Origin of the sequence: Erwinia sp. (assembly GCF_031978025.1) — a bacterium.
GTDB lineage: Bacteria > Pseudomonadota > Gammaproteobacteria > Enterobacterales > Enterobacteriaceae > Erwinia.
In genome coordinates, this window is the sequence record NZ_DALZCD010000010.1 from 1 (window position 1) to 14,723 (window position 14,723).

18 protein-coding genes and 1 pseudogene are annotated in these 14,723 nt (G+C 52.9%); 5 read left to right on the forward strand and 14 right to left on the reverse strand.

Annotation, left to right across the window (positions count from 1 at the left end):
• Positions 1-185 (reverse strand): annotated as a pseudogene (locus tag RTK32_RS01615) (hypothetical protein); the annotation flags it as partial.
• A 147-nt stretch (positions 186-332) separates the two neighbouring features.
• On the opposite strand from RTK32_RS01615, the gene RTK32_RS01620 reads away from it, so the two are divergent.
• On the forward strand, positions 333-560 hold the full coding sequence (locus RTK32_RS01620; RefSeq protein ID WP_312041790.1) for a hypothetical protein: 228 nt from the start codon (positions 333-335) through the stop codon (positions 558-560).
• A 42-nt stretch (positions 561-602) separates the two neighbouring features.
• Here the strand turns inward: RTK32_RS01620 and RTK32_RS01625 are convergent, their stop codons facing one another.
• On the reverse strand, positions 603-1,307 hold the full coding sequence (locus tag RTK32_RS01625) for a pirin family protein (protein WP_312041791.1): 705 nt from the start codon (positions 1,305-1,307) through the stop codon (positions 603-605).
• Between the two features lie 126 nt (positions 1,308-1,433).
• Here RTK32_RS01625 and RTK32_RS01630 point away from each other — a divergent pair, with 126 nt between their 5' ends.
• Positions 1,434-2,348, forward strand: a complete 915-nt coding sequence (locus RTK32_RS01630) for a LysR family transcriptional regulator (RefSeq protein WP_312041792.1) — start codon at positions 1,434-1,436, stop codon at positions 2,346-2,348.
• Between the two features lie 6 nt (positions 2,349-2,354).
• On the opposite strand, the gene RTK32_RS01635 is transcribed toward RTK32_RS01630, so the two are convergent.
• Positions 2,355-3,341 (reverse strand): glutathione S-transferase family protein, encoded by a 987-nt coding sequence (locus tag RTK32_RS01635; protein WP_312041793.1) that lies wholly within the window; start codon positions 3,339-3,341, stop codon positions 2,355-2,357.
• A gap of 406 nt (positions 3,342-3,747) precedes the next feature.
• Between RTK32_RS01635 and RTK32_RS01640 the strand changes: the two genes are divergently transcribed.
• The gene (locus RTK32_RS01640) at positions 3,748-3,945 is read left to right on the forward strand and encodes a hypothetical protein (RefSeq protein WP_312041794.1); all 198 of its coding nucleotides are present in this window, start codon (positions 3,748-3,750) and stop codon (positions 3,943-3,945) included.
• 155 nt (positions 3,946-4,100) lie between these two features.
• Here RTK32_RS01640 and RTK32_RS01645 read toward each other — a convergent pair whose 3' ends face one another.
• The 10 genes from RTK32_RS01645 to RTK32_RS01690 form a co-directional block, all read right to left on the reverse strand.
• Complete coding sequence (locus RTK32_RS01645; protein WP_312041795.1) at positions 4,101-4,493, reverse strand: DoxX family protein; 393 nt, start codon at positions 4,491-4,493, stop codon at positions 4,101-4,103.
• 210 nt (positions 4,494-4,703) lie between these two features.
• Entirely contained in the window at positions 4,704-4,985 is a 282-nt protein-coding gene (locus RTK32_RS01650) for a YqjK-like family protein (RefSeq protein WP_312041796.1), read from the reverse strand.
• Complete coding sequence (locus RTK32_RS01655) at positions 4,985-5,377, reverse strand: phage holin family protein (RefSeq protein ID WP_312041797.1); 393 nt, start codon at positions 5,375-5,377, stop codon at positions 4,985-4,987. Before RTK32_RS01655 ends, RTK32_RS01650 begins: the two co-directional genes overlap by 1 nt.
• Before the next feature lie 2 nt (positions 5,378-5,379).
• The gene (locus RTK32_RS01660) at positions 5,380-5,685 is read right to left on the reverse strand and encodes a YqjD family protein (RefSeq protein WP_312041798.1); all 306 of its coding nucleotides are present in this window, start codon (positions 5,683-5,685) and stop codon (positions 5,380-5,382) included.
• Positions 5,686-5,726: 41 nt separating this feature from the next.
• Entirely contained in the window at positions 5,727-6,101 is a 375-nt protein-coding gene (locus tag RTK32_RS01665) for a DUF1090 domain-containing protein (protein WP_312041799.1), read from the reverse strand.
• Between the two features lie 165 nt (positions 6,102-6,266).
• A complete protein-coding gene (gene mzrA / locus RTK32_RS01670) occupies positions 6,267-6,641 on the reverse strand; it encodes an EnvZ/OmpR regulon moderator MzrA (RefSeq protein WP_409451052.1) in 375 nt (124 codons plus the stop codon).
• Positions 6,638-7,312 carry a DedA family protein gene (locus RTK32_RS01675; RefSeq protein WP_312041800.1) on the reverse strand — a complete coding sequence of 225 codons (675 nt, stop codon included), beginning with the start codon at positions 7,310-7,312 and terminating at the stop codon, positions 6,638-6,640. The genes mzrA and RTK32_RS01675 overlap by 4 nt, the downstream gene beginning before the upstream one ends.
• 452 nt (positions 7,313-7,764) lie before the next feature.
• Positions 7,765-9,003, reverse strand: coding sequence for a serine/threonine transporter SstT (gene sstT, locus RTK32_RS01680; protein ID WP_312041801.1), 1,239 nt, complete (start codon positions 9,001-9,003; stop codon positions 7,765-7,767).
• A gap of 177 nt (positions 9,004-9,180) precedes the next feature.
• Positions 9,181-10,149: a TerC family protein gene (locus tag RTK32_RS01685; protein WP_312041802.1), complete on the reverse strand. Its 969-nt coding sequence runs from the start codon at positions 10,147-10,149 to the stop codon at positions 9,181-9,183.
• Positions 10,150-10,393: 244 nt separating this feature from the next.
• A complete protein-coding gene (locus tag RTK32_RS01690; RefSeq protein WP_312041803.1) occupies positions 10,394-11,383 on the reverse strand; it encodes a Gfo/Idh/MocA family oxidoreductase in 990 nt (329 codons plus the stop codon).
• Positions 11,384-11,535: 152 nt separating this feature from the next.
• Between RTK32_RS01690 and RTK32_RS01695 the strand changes: the two genes are divergently transcribed.
• Positions 11,536-13,227, forward strand: coding sequence for a chloride channel protein (locus RTK32_RS01695; protein WP_312041804.1), 1,692 nt, complete (start codon positions 11,536-11,538; stop codon positions 13,225-13,227).
• A 61-nt stretch (positions 13,228-13,288) separates the two neighbouring features.
• Here the strand turns inward: RTK32_RS01695 and RTK32_RS01700 are convergent, their stop codons facing one another.
• Complete coding sequence (locus RTK32_RS01700) at positions 13,289-13,789, reverse strand: M48 family metallopeptidase (protein WP_312041805.1); 501 nt, start codon at positions 13,787-13,789, stop codon at positions 13,289-13,291.
• A 145-nt stretch (positions 13,790-13,934) separates the two neighbouring features.
• On the opposite strand from RTK32_RS01700, the gene RTK32_RS01705 reads away from it, so the two are divergent.
• Entirely contained in the window at positions 13,935-14,450 is a 516-nt protein-coding gene (locus RTK32_RS01705) for a thioredoxin family protein (RefSeq protein WP_312041806.1), read from the forward strand.
• Positions 14,451-14,723: the final 273 nt, after the last annotated feature.

Sequence of the window (14,723 nt, forward strand, 5' to 3'; positions counted from 1 at the left end):
TCAGACAGCCCTCCATCCCGTTCCAGGTGAAACTGTTGGCTGATCGCCGCAGAAAAGAGACATTCCGCCACCTCGTTTGGGCTTCCCTCAAGGTAAAGCTGTTTCAACTCAGGATGTAACCCGATGCGGCCTGAATCAACACAGCCAGTCAGCAAAAAAACAAATACAACGGCCAGCTTTTTCACTCCCTGCTCCTTATCGTCTGCAACCTCTGAAAACAGGATATAAAAAATCAACGGGAGATTAATCAACGAAATTGACATGAGGAGGTAAAATAACTACGAGACGTCACGCATTTTTCACCGTAAGCGTTAACACTCAGGAGACAAACAATGAAAAGATCGATACTGGCGACCCAGTTAGGGCTGACCGAGGAAGAGCTGGACGAAATGGATTTGACCCCGGAAGATCTAGACGAGGGGAAAGTAGAGGAAGAGAGCAACACCTTCTTTTTTAACGTGCCGGAAAATACGCCTCAGCACATTTTAGGAAAAAAAGGTTGGTCAATTGGCGAACGGGTCGCCGTGCCCGTCAGCTTATTTGACGTATCAGGTAGCTAAATGCCTCGCCGACAGGCCTCACCTCTGATGAGCTGACGGCCGCTATTCGGCCAGGTCAATCACCAGGGCGCGCGTCGGCGTGGTTGCCCTTATCGTAACGGCCTGCTCTTCTGCGATAAATGCACCGTCGCCACAGGCAAGCACTTGCTGAGCCGCTGAAGAAGCTGTAACGGTAAAGCTACCGTGAATCGATTGCAGATAAGCGCGTGCACCACGTAATGGCAGCGTATAATCTTCGCCCGGCTGCAGCTTTATATGATAGATCCAGGCCTGTTGCCGAAGCTGCAGGCTCTGTTCTGCGCCATCCGGCGAGGCCAGAAGAGCCGCATTGCCGTTATCCGGAATCGACAGACATTGGATCGGCGCATTTTCCCGGTCAGGACACGCGTCCAGCCAGAGCTGCATACGTGTCAGCGGCTGATCGCTACTAAGATTATGCTCGCTGTAGCTGATCCCTGGTTGGGCCGCCAGCAACAGAGCTTCACCCGCACGCGCCACGACATGATTGCCGTCGCTATCACGGTACTCCGCTTCGCCCTGCAGGATCAGATTAACGACATCGACCTTAGGCCAGGTTTTAGGTTGAAAGGAAGCCCCTGGTGTCAGCACTTCCTGATTGAGCACGCGTAAAGAGGCGTAACCCAACAGTTGTGGATCAAAATAGTGTCCGAAGGAAAAGGTATACCGCGCCTGCAGCCAGCCGTAATCGGCCTGACCACATTGTTGCACTGTGCGACTGGTAATCATCTTTCCCCCTGTTAACCGACAAACCGCGTCGGTCATTTATTATGTCGCTATAGTAAGGCGCTGGACGCCAGATTGTTAGCCAGTTAATCTGCTTGCCATATTCAAAAATCCTGAAAGAGAACCGCTATGGCAAAAGATCGCGCTCTGACGCTGGAAGCGCTGCGAGTAATGGATGCTATCGATCGACGTGGCAGTTTTGCGGCGGCGGCAGATGAGCTGGGCCGGGTCCCTTCAGCGCTCAGCTATACCATGCAAAAGCTGGAAGAAGAGCTGGACGTGGTGCTGTTTGACCGTTCTGGCCACCGAACTAAATTCACCAACGTGGGGCGCATGCTGTTGGAGCGGGGCCGCATTCTGCTGGAAGCGGCCGACAAGCTGACCACCGATGCGGAAGCGCTGGCGCGGGGCTGGGAGACGCAATTGACCATTGTCACCGAGGCGCTGGTCCCTTCTGAATACCTCTTTCCTTTGATTGATAAACTCGCCGAAAAAGCCAATACGCAGATTGCGCTGGTCACAGAAGTGCTGGCCGGCGCCTGGGAACGGCTGGAGCAGGGCCGCGCGGACATCGTCATCGCGCCGGATATGCATTTCCGGGCCTCTTCCGAGATCAATACCCGCAAGCTTTACAGCATAATGAGCGTGATTGTTGCCAGTCCGGATCACCCTATTCATCAGGAACCGGAGCCGTTATCAGAACCTTCGCGGGTTAAATACCGGGGGATTGCCGTAGCGGATACGGCTCGTGAACGTCCGGTACTGACCGTACAGCTGTTGGATAAGCAGCAGCGGCTGACCGTGAGTTCAATCGAAGACAAGCGACGTGCGCTGCTGGCCGGATTGGGAGTGGCGTCCATGCCGTACCCGATGGTGGAAAAAGATATTGCCGAAGGGCGTCTGCGTGTCGTCAGCCCTGAATACAGTAAAGAAGTGGATATCATTATGGCCTGGCGCCGCGACAGCATGGGTGAAGCAAAGTCATGGTGCCTGCGGGAAATCCCTAAGCTGCTGGCAAAGCGCCACGCACCGCTCAGGGGATAAGGGTAGCTAGCGGAATCTTTCATCGCGCCCGTGTGGCTCGTCCCAGTCGAAAGCGGGCCCGGTCGAGATGATGCCGTAGGGATTGATGGTTTTATGGCTACGGTAGTAATGGTGACGGATATGCGCCAGATCCACCGTTTCGGCGATGCCCGGCAGCTGATAAATTTCCCGTAAGAAACCGCTCAGGTTCAGGTAATCGCCGATCCGATAGCGATCGCATTTAAAATGCGTCACATAAACCGGATCGAAGCGGATTAATGTTGTCCACAGCCTCAGATCGGCTTCCGTCAGACGATCGCCGGTCAGATAGCGATGCTGCCCCAACAGTTGTTCAAGACGATCCAGTGACCGGAACAGGGCTGAAACCGCTTCGTCATAGGCCGTCTGAGAAGTGGCAAAACCTGTTTTATACACGCCGTTGTTAACGGTGTCATAAACCCAGCCGTTCACCTCATCAATTTTGGTACGCAAGTCCGCCGGATAATAATCGCCCGCGCGGGCGCCTACGCCGTCGAATGCGCTGTTAAACATGCGTAAAATATCGGCCGATTCGTTACTGACGATAGTCTGCTGCTGCTTGTCCCAAAGCACCGGGACGGTAACACGGCCGGTATAGTCTTCGTCGGCATGCAGGTAAAGCTGGTAAAGATACTCATTCTGATAAAGGCTATCGCCCGTGGCACCTGCAAAATCTTCATCAAACGTCCAGCCGTTTTCCAGCATCAGCGGATGAACCACCGACACGGAAATCAGATTTTCCAGCCCTTTTAGCTTGCGCATCAACAGGGTACGATGCGCCCAGGGACAGGCGAGCGAAACATAAAGGTGATAGCGATCTGCCTGCGCGCGAAAACCCGCTTTGCCGTCCGCCCCGGCGGAGCCATCGGCTGTGACCCAACTGCGCCAGGCCGAATCAGAGCGTTTAAAGCGTCCGCCCGTAGATTTTGTGTCATACCAGTTATCGTGCCAGACACCGTCAATAAGCTGTCCCATAAAAACTCCCTGATAATCAGATGATAATATAAGAATATAACGGGTTATCAGAAAAAAGCTCGTCACTTTTTCCGAAAGCAGATAATTAACGTAAAAAAGTGAGTGGTTTGAATATGAGGCTTTTAATATTTTCCTGGTGGTGCATTCCCGTTATATCGTTAAGTTTTCTTTATTTCATATTGTTATCAGGAAAATTAAAAGAAATTTATCATTATGAATTTCATGGTTTTATTTATGCATGTTTTTGAATTTTTTGTGTGCTATTAAATTGCAAGTTAGCCATCTTTTATGCCATGGAAATATTCATAAGCAAAGAGCAATATCATCACTGAATTAAATAATCAGGAAGCTGAGGCTATCTCAGAAGCTGGTTTTTGCCGATTCCGGTTAAAAGCATGGGGCGGCGATGGGTAATGTTGTGGACAGGGGCAGCTTTGCGGGAGGCCTGAAAGCGGGTGCAGTTACAACTGCGAGTACGCTGGCATCGGGCACCGGTAGTATTCTGGAACGGGCTATCACCAGTACGGGTTTAAATATTGGTTCTGGCATTGTCATTAAATTTGGCATTGGCGCTATTTCGCAAGATATAAAAAAAGCGGATTAAAGAGCGTACCGGCTCTGAAAGTAACAATGAATATACTCACGTTTAATAACATGCAGAGAAAAGTCACGGGCTTTATCTCAGCCTGGTGAAGTCATTTTTTGATCAGTTTTTTATTATTGAAAAGCAGGGCGCAGAGCCCCGCTTTACGCATTGTTTTATTTTTTTCTTTTGATTAAACGATCGAGGCTGTATGCGCCAGGTCCGGTAATAAACAGCAGCAGGTAACCGCCGGAGATGCTCATATTTTTCATGAAATTAATAGAGTTACCGTCCACGCTAAAATTACTGTGAAAAACAAATGCGGTAATTAGCGTAAAAATGGCGGTGGAGAGGGCGGTAAAGCGGGTCAGGAAGCCAAACAGGATGGCCAGTCCGCCGCCGAACTCCAGCAAAATAGTCAGCGGCAGTAGAAAGCCCGGAACGCCCATCGCTTCCATGTACTGCTGCGTACCGGCATAGCCGGTAATTTTTCCCCATCCTGCTACGATAAACAGCACAGGCATCAAAATACGTGCGACCAGAAAGCCAATATCTTCTAATTTTTTCATGTTAATCCCCGATAAATTTTATCTGGCCGGAAAATATCCTGGCCGCATGGAGCCCGGTCATGACGCCGCGTAAGCGTTAAGTTCAGGTCGTTGCAGAAGATAATATTCGTCAGCAGGGGAGATTGTAAGCGAGTTAAACTGTCAAAGTTATTCAGGAAAGTTGAGTATTCAGGTTCAGACGCGCTGAACCTGAAGGAGAAAGCAGAAAGATTAACGGCCCGGTATGAAGTTGCGCACCATGCGCACCGTGCTCCAGATACCCAGGCCTCGCCTGGCCAAACGGGTAATACGGCGTGGATTACGCACCGACCAGATAGCAGCAAGGCCGCTGCCGACCGCAATATAACGCTTCATGCTAAGCAGCGTTAACCAGCCGCGATCGTAACGTGCAGTGCTTTCCAGCCAGAATTTTCTTTGGATGCTAAGATCAAGCCGCTGCTGTTGGATCTGGCGCAGCAGCTCGGCCTTACGCTCGTCACGCTCGCGACTCATTAATCGTTCTCCAGTAGCTTACGGTCGGATTTCAGCTCTTTGCGGGTAGCGCCCAGAAGTGTTGAACGGCGAGATTTCGTCAGCGTCCATAACCCGAAGAACAAGGCTAAAGCAAAGAGTACCCCCGTGGTGATGCCTATCGCCATCAGACGATACTGTGCATCCACTGCCCAGATAATGAGCACCATCAGGCTCATCAGACCGAAAGCGGTAAAGAGCATGGTCAGCCCTACCATGATCAACAGTTGGATCAGGTTGGCCTTCTCTTCTTCCAACTCCACGACTGCCAGTCTGACACGGGTTTCTACAATCCCGACCAGCGTGGTAACGAGGCGTTGCCCAATGTTGATGACCCCTTTGCCGGGACCCTGGCTTTGCTGGGAATCTTTCATCGTTATCGACGCGTCAGCAGCACGCCTAGCACTACACCGATAGCGGCGCCGATACCCACGCTGGTCCAGGGATTTTCACGCACGTATACGTCCGCATTATCAGCGACTTCACGTGAAGTTTGAGCAATGCGATCGCCGGAGTCACCCAAACGTGCACGGGTATCTTTCAGTGCGCTCTGTGCTTTGCTACGCAGCTTATCCAGCTCGTTTTTTGATTTATCAGTGGTGTTGCTCAGCACTTCTTCCAGCGTATCTGCCAGATTTTTTAATTCCGCGCGCAGGTGATCGGAAGTGATATCTTTTGACATAACAAACTCCTTCATAATCGGTAATGAGAGTCCTGCCTGCCTCAATAAGGCCCGGCCTGGACTTCCTTCAGTTCACGTTTTGCTTCTGCCAGCTTGCGTTCACGTTTAGCAATTTTTTCTTTATCATCGCCGTCCGCACGTTCCTGGTTCAGCTCTTTTTGCCGCTTTTCCACCTTCTGCTGCAGCTCTTTGATCTTTTCCTGATGACTGGCTTTCAGTTTGTCGTCCGTGCAGCCCGCGCGAGCTTCCGTCAACGCTCGCTCCAGTCCGGTAACGCGGCGCTGGTTATCGTGCTGGCGGGCCAAATCGATCTCGTGCTGAATTCCCTGCTCTTTCTGCAGGCACAACGAATCAGCAGCCTGGGCAAAGGTTGTCAGGGATAAAAGGCTGAGGCCAAGGATCGTGCGGTATTTCATAAAGTGACCTTCCATTGTGTTGGGTTCGCTAAGGCAACCCCGGTAATCCTGTCATGCTTGCCGGTTACCTTCGGCAAGTTAAGCATAGTCAGAAAATGCGGAAAGCTCAAAAAGAGAGAAGATTCTTAAGGATAGAGGCCCGAAGACGAATGCCGGGCCTCTTTTTTAGCCAATGCTCTGCTTACGCGGACTGATGCGGCTTATCCACTCAGAGGAGTGTTCGAGTTGGGCAATATCGAAGCCTTCCGGCAGCAAACGGCGCAGGACCTTCTCAGCAGCGGTGCTTTGTTCCTGCGAATCAAATTTAATGACCAGCGTATTTTTATCAGGCGTAATGCTTTTGATATGAATGCCCTCTGCATTCAGGCGCTGATAAACGTAGAAGCCGTCCGGCACCGTGATGCCCTGGCGAGCCGCGCTGATTTGTAAGGCGGTCTCTTTGCCAAACAGAGCCGGCAAGAGCAGGACAACGGCTAACACGAGCGATGCCAAAGCCAGCAGGAGAGGCATTCGTCTCAGGAGAGCGTGATTTTTCATCATGAGTTTCCTTTCTCATTCATCGTGCGTTTCTTTTTCCATAACATGTAAAGCGACCCAAACAGGCCAGCCACCAATAAAAACAGGGGCAATATCATCAGACAGGTCATCAGCTGGTCTTCATACCGCTGGAAAAAAGGGGTTCTGCCTAACGCAAAACCCAGTACTGTCAGGATCAGGACCCATAACAGCCCGCTTATCCAGTTAAAGAACTGAAAGCGCGCATTGTTCAGGCCCGCCAGACCAGCAATGGTCGGCAGCAGCGTGCGAACAAAAGCGATAAAGCGGCCTATCAGCAAGGCTGAAAGCCCGTGTCGGTGGAATAAAGCGTGCGCACGCTGATGATATTGAGCAGGAAGATGCGCGAGCCAGCGCTGCACCGTAGCCGTATTCCCTAACCATCGCCCCTGAATATAGCCGACCCAGCAGCCCAAACTGGCGGCGCTGGTCAGTATCAGCAGCGTGAGGGGAAAATTCATTGTGCCTTTGGCAATCAGTACACCGACCAGAATCAGCAGGCTGTCACCCGGCAGGAAAGCGGCGGGAAGCAGGCCATTTTCCAGAAATAAGATCATAAACAGCACTACATAGATGGCCCACACCAAAGAAGGATCGGCCAGCATGACGTAATCATGGTGCCAAAGGGCATGAACGAGCGCTTTTAAAGTATCCATAAAGATTCCCTGAACATCATTGTCGGCCATGTTCCGGCAAAATTCGTCACATTTTAATGATAATTAGTATGCGTGTTGAATGGCTTCTTAACACGAACGATTTGACCGACCCGTTAAAAAGGGGTTCCCCTGCTGACAGAAAAGGAGAAAAAAGGCCTTTTCACAGGTAAATGCTGGATTAACCCAGCGTATACCTGTTGTACAGGTGTGACAGGCGGCTGAAAAGAAGTTTTACACAGGCTGACACAATTGCAATTACTTTCATTCGCAACGGCTGGATGGGTAAAGAAAAGAGTGAGTTATCGGGCTCTGGCAGGGTAATCGTCCCCAGTGACCCGTTTTATCAGGAAATAAGAATAGCAGATGCTAAACGATGGGGTGACAGCGGCATTTATTACAGGAGCATTCTGGATAATATTGTCCGCCGCAGACAGGCTGCGGCGGAAAAACGATTAAGCCCGCTGCGCTTCGCGACGCTCTTCAGCCATGCAGGCTGCTGCGGTAAAAAGGATATCGGCAGAAGAATTCAGGGCCGTTTCGGCAGAATCCTGCAGAACACCAATGATAAAGCCGACGGCGACCACCTGCATGGCCACATCATTAGGGATACCAAACATGTTGCAGGCTACCGGGATCAACAGCAGGGAGCCTCCCGCCACGCCGGACGCACCACAGGCGCAGATGGAAGCCACAAAGCTAAGTAGAATAGACGTACCGATATCTACATGGATGCCCAACGTGTTAACGGCCGCCAGCGTCAGCACGGTAATGGTGATGGATGCGCCCGCCATACTGATATTGGCGCCAATCGGAATGGATACGGAATAGGTGTCTTCATCCAGATTCAATTTTTTCGCCAACGCCATGTTTACTGGAATGTTGGCCGCCGAGCTGCGGGTGAAGAAAGCGGTCACGCCGCTTTCTCTCAGGCAGGTAAAGACCAGAGGATAAGGATTGCGGCGGATCTTCCAGTACACCAGAATGGGGTTGATTACCACCGCCATCAGCAGCATACAGCCCAGCAGCAGCGCAAGCAGATGTGCATACTGCCAAAGCGCCGAAAAGCCGGTCGAAGCCAGAATCGACGCCACCAGGCCTAAAATACCGACAGGCGCGAAGCGGATGACAATACGCACCAGATAAGTCACGGCGTCAGAAGCATCATTCAGGAAAGCGCGCGTGGTGTCGCTGCTGTGGCGGAAAGCAAAGCCCAGGCCAATCGCCCAGACCAGAATGCCAATATAGTTAGCATGGATTAACGCGTCTATCGGGTTAGACACCATACTCATCAGCAGCCCGTTTAACACGGCCAGGATACCGGAAGGCGGCGTGATTTCATTATTGGCCGCGCTCAGGGTCAGCGTCTGCGGTAACAGATGGCTGAACACCACCGCCACGATGGCAGCAAAAAAGGTGCTCAGCAGATACAGCATAACGATAGGGCGGATAGAGGTTTTCTGCCCCTGCTTATGATTCGCGATAGAGGCGATCACCAGCACCATGACCAACAAAGGCGCAACGGCTTTTAGCGCGCTGACAAACAGCGTACCGAGCAGGCTGATGGAAAGCGCGCTTTCTTTGGAAAACCACGCCAGCGCCACGCCAGCGATCAGGCCGATGACGATCTGGGTAACCAGGCCCGCCTGCATCAGACGCTGCAACAGGCCGGGACGATTCTTTTCAATACTCATATTAAAACCAGCTGTAAAAGTGATGGAATGCGCCTCAGCGTCGTGTGCGCTGAACTGACGGCATCGGTGTGTTTGCGCAGGCAGTATAAGGAAATGTGTTGGCAGGGGAAGCGAAAAGTAGCCCGGCGGCGGTGGAATGTTCCCCCGTCGGGCCTGACTGTTACGGCAGGGTAAACGTTATTTCCGCAACGCTAAACGATCGTTGCGGCGGTTAACCAGAGCGTTGATCAACAGCGTCACGGCCAGGATACCGCCGACGATACCCAGCGAAACCGCTACCGGAATATGATAGAAATCGACGATTAGCATCTTAAGCCCAATAAAAATCAGGACGATGGCCAGGCCATATTTCAGCATAGAGAAGCGTTCCGCTACGTTTGCCAGCAGGAAGTACATCGCACGCAGGCCAAGAATCGCGAACAGATTAGAGGTGAGCACGATAAAGGGATCGGTGGTCACGGCAAAAATGGCCGGGATACTGTCTACCGCAAAAATGACGTCGCTAAGCTCGACCATAATCAGCACCAGCAGCAGCGGTGTGGCATAGAGCAGCCCGTGACGGCGCACAAAGAACTTTTCGCCTTCCAGTTTATCCGTCATGCGCAGATGGCCGCGCAGCCAGCGCACTACCGGCTTATCGCCTACGGCACCTGTATCGTCATGCGCCATCGCCATCTTAACGCCGGTAAACAGCAAAAATGCGCCGAACAGGTAGAGGATCCAGCTAAATTCTGACACCAGCCAGCTGCCGGCGAAAATCATGATGGTTCGCAGCACGATAGCGCCCAGCACGCCGTAAATCAGCACGCGGCGTTGCAGCGCGGCGGGAACCGCAAAATAGCTGAACAGCATCAGCCAGACGAACACGTTGTCGACGGCCAGCGCTTTTTCCAGCACGTACCCCGTCAAAAAGGCGAGTGCTTGCGTATGGGCAACCTGCGGCCCGACGGTTTCTTTCAGATACCACCACAAACCGGCGGCGAACAGCAGCGAAAGGCCGATCCAGATCAGCGACCAGAAGGCGGCCTGCTTCATTGACATGGTTTGTGCGCCGCGTCGACCCTGCAGGAGCAGGTCAATAGCCAGCATGATGAGCACCACGACAGCGAAGCTGCCCCACAGTAACGGCGTGCCTACAGAATTCATAATTTTGTCCTGTCAAAAATAAAATGGCCAACGTCGGAAGACGTCAGCCACGCTATTTTTGCAGTGAGCAAACCTCGCCTTCCGGCAAGGTCTCACTTACAGTCAGCTTACTGACTGCCCGGCAACCGGGTGCTTACGCACCGTAATGACGATTAACCGACGAAGAAGTTACTCCCCTTTGCAACAATGAAGATAAGGGGCGCGACAGGTCTGGTCAATCTCAGGCTGAAATATTTAGCAATATTTACACGGCAGCCAGCGCATCGGCAGGGAAAACGACGCCGGTCTGCCGACGGATTTCCGTCAACAGGGCTGCCGTAATGCGGGTGACGGTAAGACCGGGGTGATCTATCTCGTTGTTTTCCACCAGCCGGACAAAGGTCTCCGCTTCGTACCACAGCGTGTTGATATGTTGAGGCTGGCTGAGATCCTGCGGCTTCGCATCGCGTGGCACAAAATAGATTGCCTGACAGTCGGCCAGTTGTTCAATCAGCAGCGAGCCTTCTTCGCCCTGGATTTCACCAGGCAGGCCGGACTGGCTGACTTTAGAATGCAGTACTGTCACGTCGAAACCGTCGTAACGCATCACTACCGTACCGTGGGCATCAACACCGCTCTCCAGCAGCGAAGCCGTAGCGATAACCTGTTGTGGTTCGCCCCACAGGCTCACTGCCGTTGCCAGGCAGTAATAACCGATATCCATTATCGACCCGTTCGACCAGGCCGGATTAAACGTGTTGGGGTTTTCGCCATCCAGATAACGCTGATAGCGCGAAGAATACTGGCAGTAGCTGAACAGCACCTTGCGCAGCTTGCCCACCTTCGGCAGCCTCTGCTGCAAGGTCTGGAAGTTTGGCAGGCTGGCCGTTTTAAAGGCTTCGAACAGCACGACCTGATTGTCACGGGCGCAAGCAATCATCGCTTCCGCTTCTCGCAGGTTGGAGGCAAGCGGCTTCTCGCAAATCACGTGCTTCTTGTGCTGTAAAAACAGCCGCGCCTGCTGGCAATGCAGGGCATTGGGACTGGCGATATACACGGCGTCTATCGCATCCGACTGCGCCAGGCGCTCAAGAGAAGTAAAAAAATGCTCAACGGGATAATCGCGGCTGAGGGCCTGAGCCTGCTCCAGCGTACGTGAATAAATGGCCGTGAGCTTCATCTTGCCGGTTTCGTGGGCGGCGTCGACAAACTGACGCGTAATCCAGTTGGTTCCAATAACAGCAAAGCGGATCATGACGTGTCCCGATAAGTGTGTTTATTGAGCCGGACGCTATCCGCGCCGTTGTATATCAGCGTAGCAGGCAAAAAGCGCACCCTGACTATTTGATTTTTAACGCTCCGTCTCTCACGATAGAAGCAGTTTAACGGCGGCGAGGTCAAAAGTTCATGTCCACAGGCAGTAAACACGCACTTAACTGGACCAGCCTGCTGGTCGCTATGCCTGTGGGGCTGGTGGCTTCGCTGGTGACGCTGGGCTTCCGGTTGCTGATTGAACGCATCAATCTGCTGATGTTCGGCAGCCGTCAGGATGTGACTCAGGCTATCGGCGTCTGGCCCTGGTACACGTGGCCCTTGATTGTCGGGGCCGGTGGTGTGATTGCCGGTTTTTTCCTGCGCTATGCGACCGCTATTGAACAAAAAGCCACGATTCGTACTGATTATCTGGAAGTGATTAACGCCAGGCTGGACGCGGTGCCGACCAAAACGTCGTTGTTTCGCGCGCTCTCTTCCATCGCCAGCATCAGCAGCGGGGCATCGATTGGTAAAGAGGGGCCAATGGTACAGCTTTCGGCGCTGGCCGGTAGCCTGATGGGACGCTTTTGCTTTAAAAATCTGCCGCTGAAGAACATGGACGTTGTGGCGATGGCGGCGGCGGCAGGCCTCTCCTCCGTTTATCATGCGCCGCTCGCCTCGGCAATTTTCGTGGCGGAGATTGCGTTCGGTATTTCTGCCTTACAGCGGCTGATCCCACTGATTATCTCCGCTGGCATGGCTGTCCTGACCATGTACACGTTGGGCTACCGTTCCGCCCTCTATCCTTTTGCCCATGCGCAGTTTGCGCTGACGCCGGAAAATATGTTGCTGACGGTGTTGATTGGCCTGCTGGCGGGGCTGGCCGGCTGGGCGTTGATCTGGCTTATCGCACAGAGTCGCAAGCGCTTTAGCCGTGTTAAAAGCCTGCCGCTACGGCTGGGATTAGGCGGTGCCATGGTGGGTGTGCTGGCTATCGGCAGTACTAAGGTGCTCGGCAATGGCTACGAAGTGATCGTGGAGATCATGGCTGGCGGCTTTATGTTGAAAGGGCTGATTGCGCTCTTATTACTCAAGATGCTGGCTACTGCCATTTCGGTAGGATCCAATGCCGTCGGTGGGCTGTTTACACCGTCGCTGCTGACCGGTGCACTGCTGGGCGTAGTGGTCGCTACCCTGGCATCGTTGGCCGGTCTTCCGGTGGATAACGCCGTGATTTTCGCCGCCGTTGGCATGGGGGCGGTGCTGGCATCGGTCAGCCAGGCACCGCTGATGGCGATGCTGATGGTGCTGGAAATGACGCTGAACAGCAGCCTGCTGTTTCCCACGATGATCGCCTGCGCGCTGGCCTTTATGGTGGTGTATCGCCTGCAGTCCAGCAGCACCTACCCGGTTATTCAGAACCACTTTAGCCGTTCAGACGCCAAATTCGATTTCGATAACGGGATTATCTCGCAGTTTATCGTCTCTGGCGCGGCGCTACAGCCGCAGGATCCCGTCGGTAAGGCGCTGGCGGTCAGTTCGCTGAAGCGCGAACGCTTTGTGTATGTGATTAACGAAACCGGACAGTTTATGGGCGCGGTATCCATTCACGATATCTCGCGCAAGGTGCTGGATAAGGAGATTACGCTGCACTCGCCGATAAGCTGCGTGACGGACGATACCTTCCCTTATGTTTTTGAAAATCAAACTATCAGAGAAGGCTGGGAAGCCTTCGCCAGAGTTACGCTGGAGCGACTGCCTGTACTGAACAATGCTGTTGAGCGCCGGTTCCTTGGCGCGCTGACCAAAACCAGCCTGATCCAGAAAGCGAAGGATTTTTTATAACGGGATGATGTTGCTTTCAACGCCACGGCGAGCGCGTCCGTGGCAAAAGAGGAAGCCAGCGTCAGCTTTCTTTTCCGCGCAGAGCCTGTTCGGTCAGCCACAGGCGCGTATCAAATTCCAGCTGGTGATACTGCGGTTCCATATGGCAGCAGAGTTGATAAAACGCTTTGTTATGATCTTTCTCTTTAATGTGTGCCAGCTCGTGCACCACGATCATGCGTAAAAAAGCTTCCGGGGCCTGTTTGAAGATGGTCGCCACGCGGATTTCCGCTTTCGCCTTCAGCTTGCCGCCCTGGACGCGAGAAATGGCAGTATGCAGGCCCAGTGCGTCTTTCATCACCTTAATTTTGCTGTCATAAATCACTTTGTTCAGCGGGGGCGCATTGCGCAGCGCCTGGTTTTTCAGGGTCAGCGCGTAATCGTATAACGCCTTATCGCTGGTGATGCCGTGCGCGTCGGGATAGCGTTTCTGCAGCACTTCGCCCAGCCGTTGCTGGTCGATTAGCTGCTGCACCTGAGTCAGCAGCGACTCCGGATAACCTTGCAAATAGAGTAAAGACACAGGCGCTCCCGCACGAATAAGATCGAAACGCAGATTTTATCACGCGTACGCCGCATCGGGGAATCTTTGCGCCGATAGCGCACGACGTTGCAAGCCCGAGGTTCTTTTCGCATACTGTCGTTTTGGTGGATAATTCGGAGTAACCATGATCGATTACAGAGAGCTGTTCAGCGCGGGCGCGGGCTTTGAGATTTTTGCCCGAACCGGCCTCGCTGGTGAGATTGCTGCGGTAAAAGAGGCTCGTGCGAAACTGGTTTCAGAAGAGTATGTTTCCAGCGAGCTGAAAGAGCAGATAAAACAGGTCCGCGGCACATATTATCTGCTTACTGCGGCTGAATTATGGTGCCCTGACTGCCAGCGCAACGTCACTGCCATGCAGTTTATCAGCGAACTACAGCCAACGATTTCACAGGCAGTCATCAGCAAAAGCCGCGCAGAACGCACATTATTGCCCGCTCTTTCTCTGGATAAGGTCCGTATCCCTTTTACCGTCGTGCTGGATGATAAATTTGAGCCGATCGGCACATTTGTGGAAAGACCGGAAAAGGTGATCCACGGGGGGGAAGCGGAGCTACAGGCTTATCGTGAGGGACGACTGCCGGGCGCGGTCATTGAAGACATTCTGGCTATTATCCATAAGCATCAGGCGGCTCAAGGCTGAGCGACAGCTGCAGGTCTGAGGGTGTTTAGGCATGACGCCTGGCGATTTTCAGCGGCGGATGGGACGAGCCATGGGTAAATTTACCGCTACGCTTTCTCGCGCCTGACGGTAAAGTGTTTCCATCAGAATATGCTCCTTTCAGCCTGCTTCATCAGGCGAATAAGGCGTGGCGTCATGCAGCACGCCGTGGGCGAAAGGGGCAATTTCCAGCGTGAACGGATTTTCGGTGACAGGCGCAACTCGTTAACCTGTTCGGGCTGCTTGTGCCGCTGA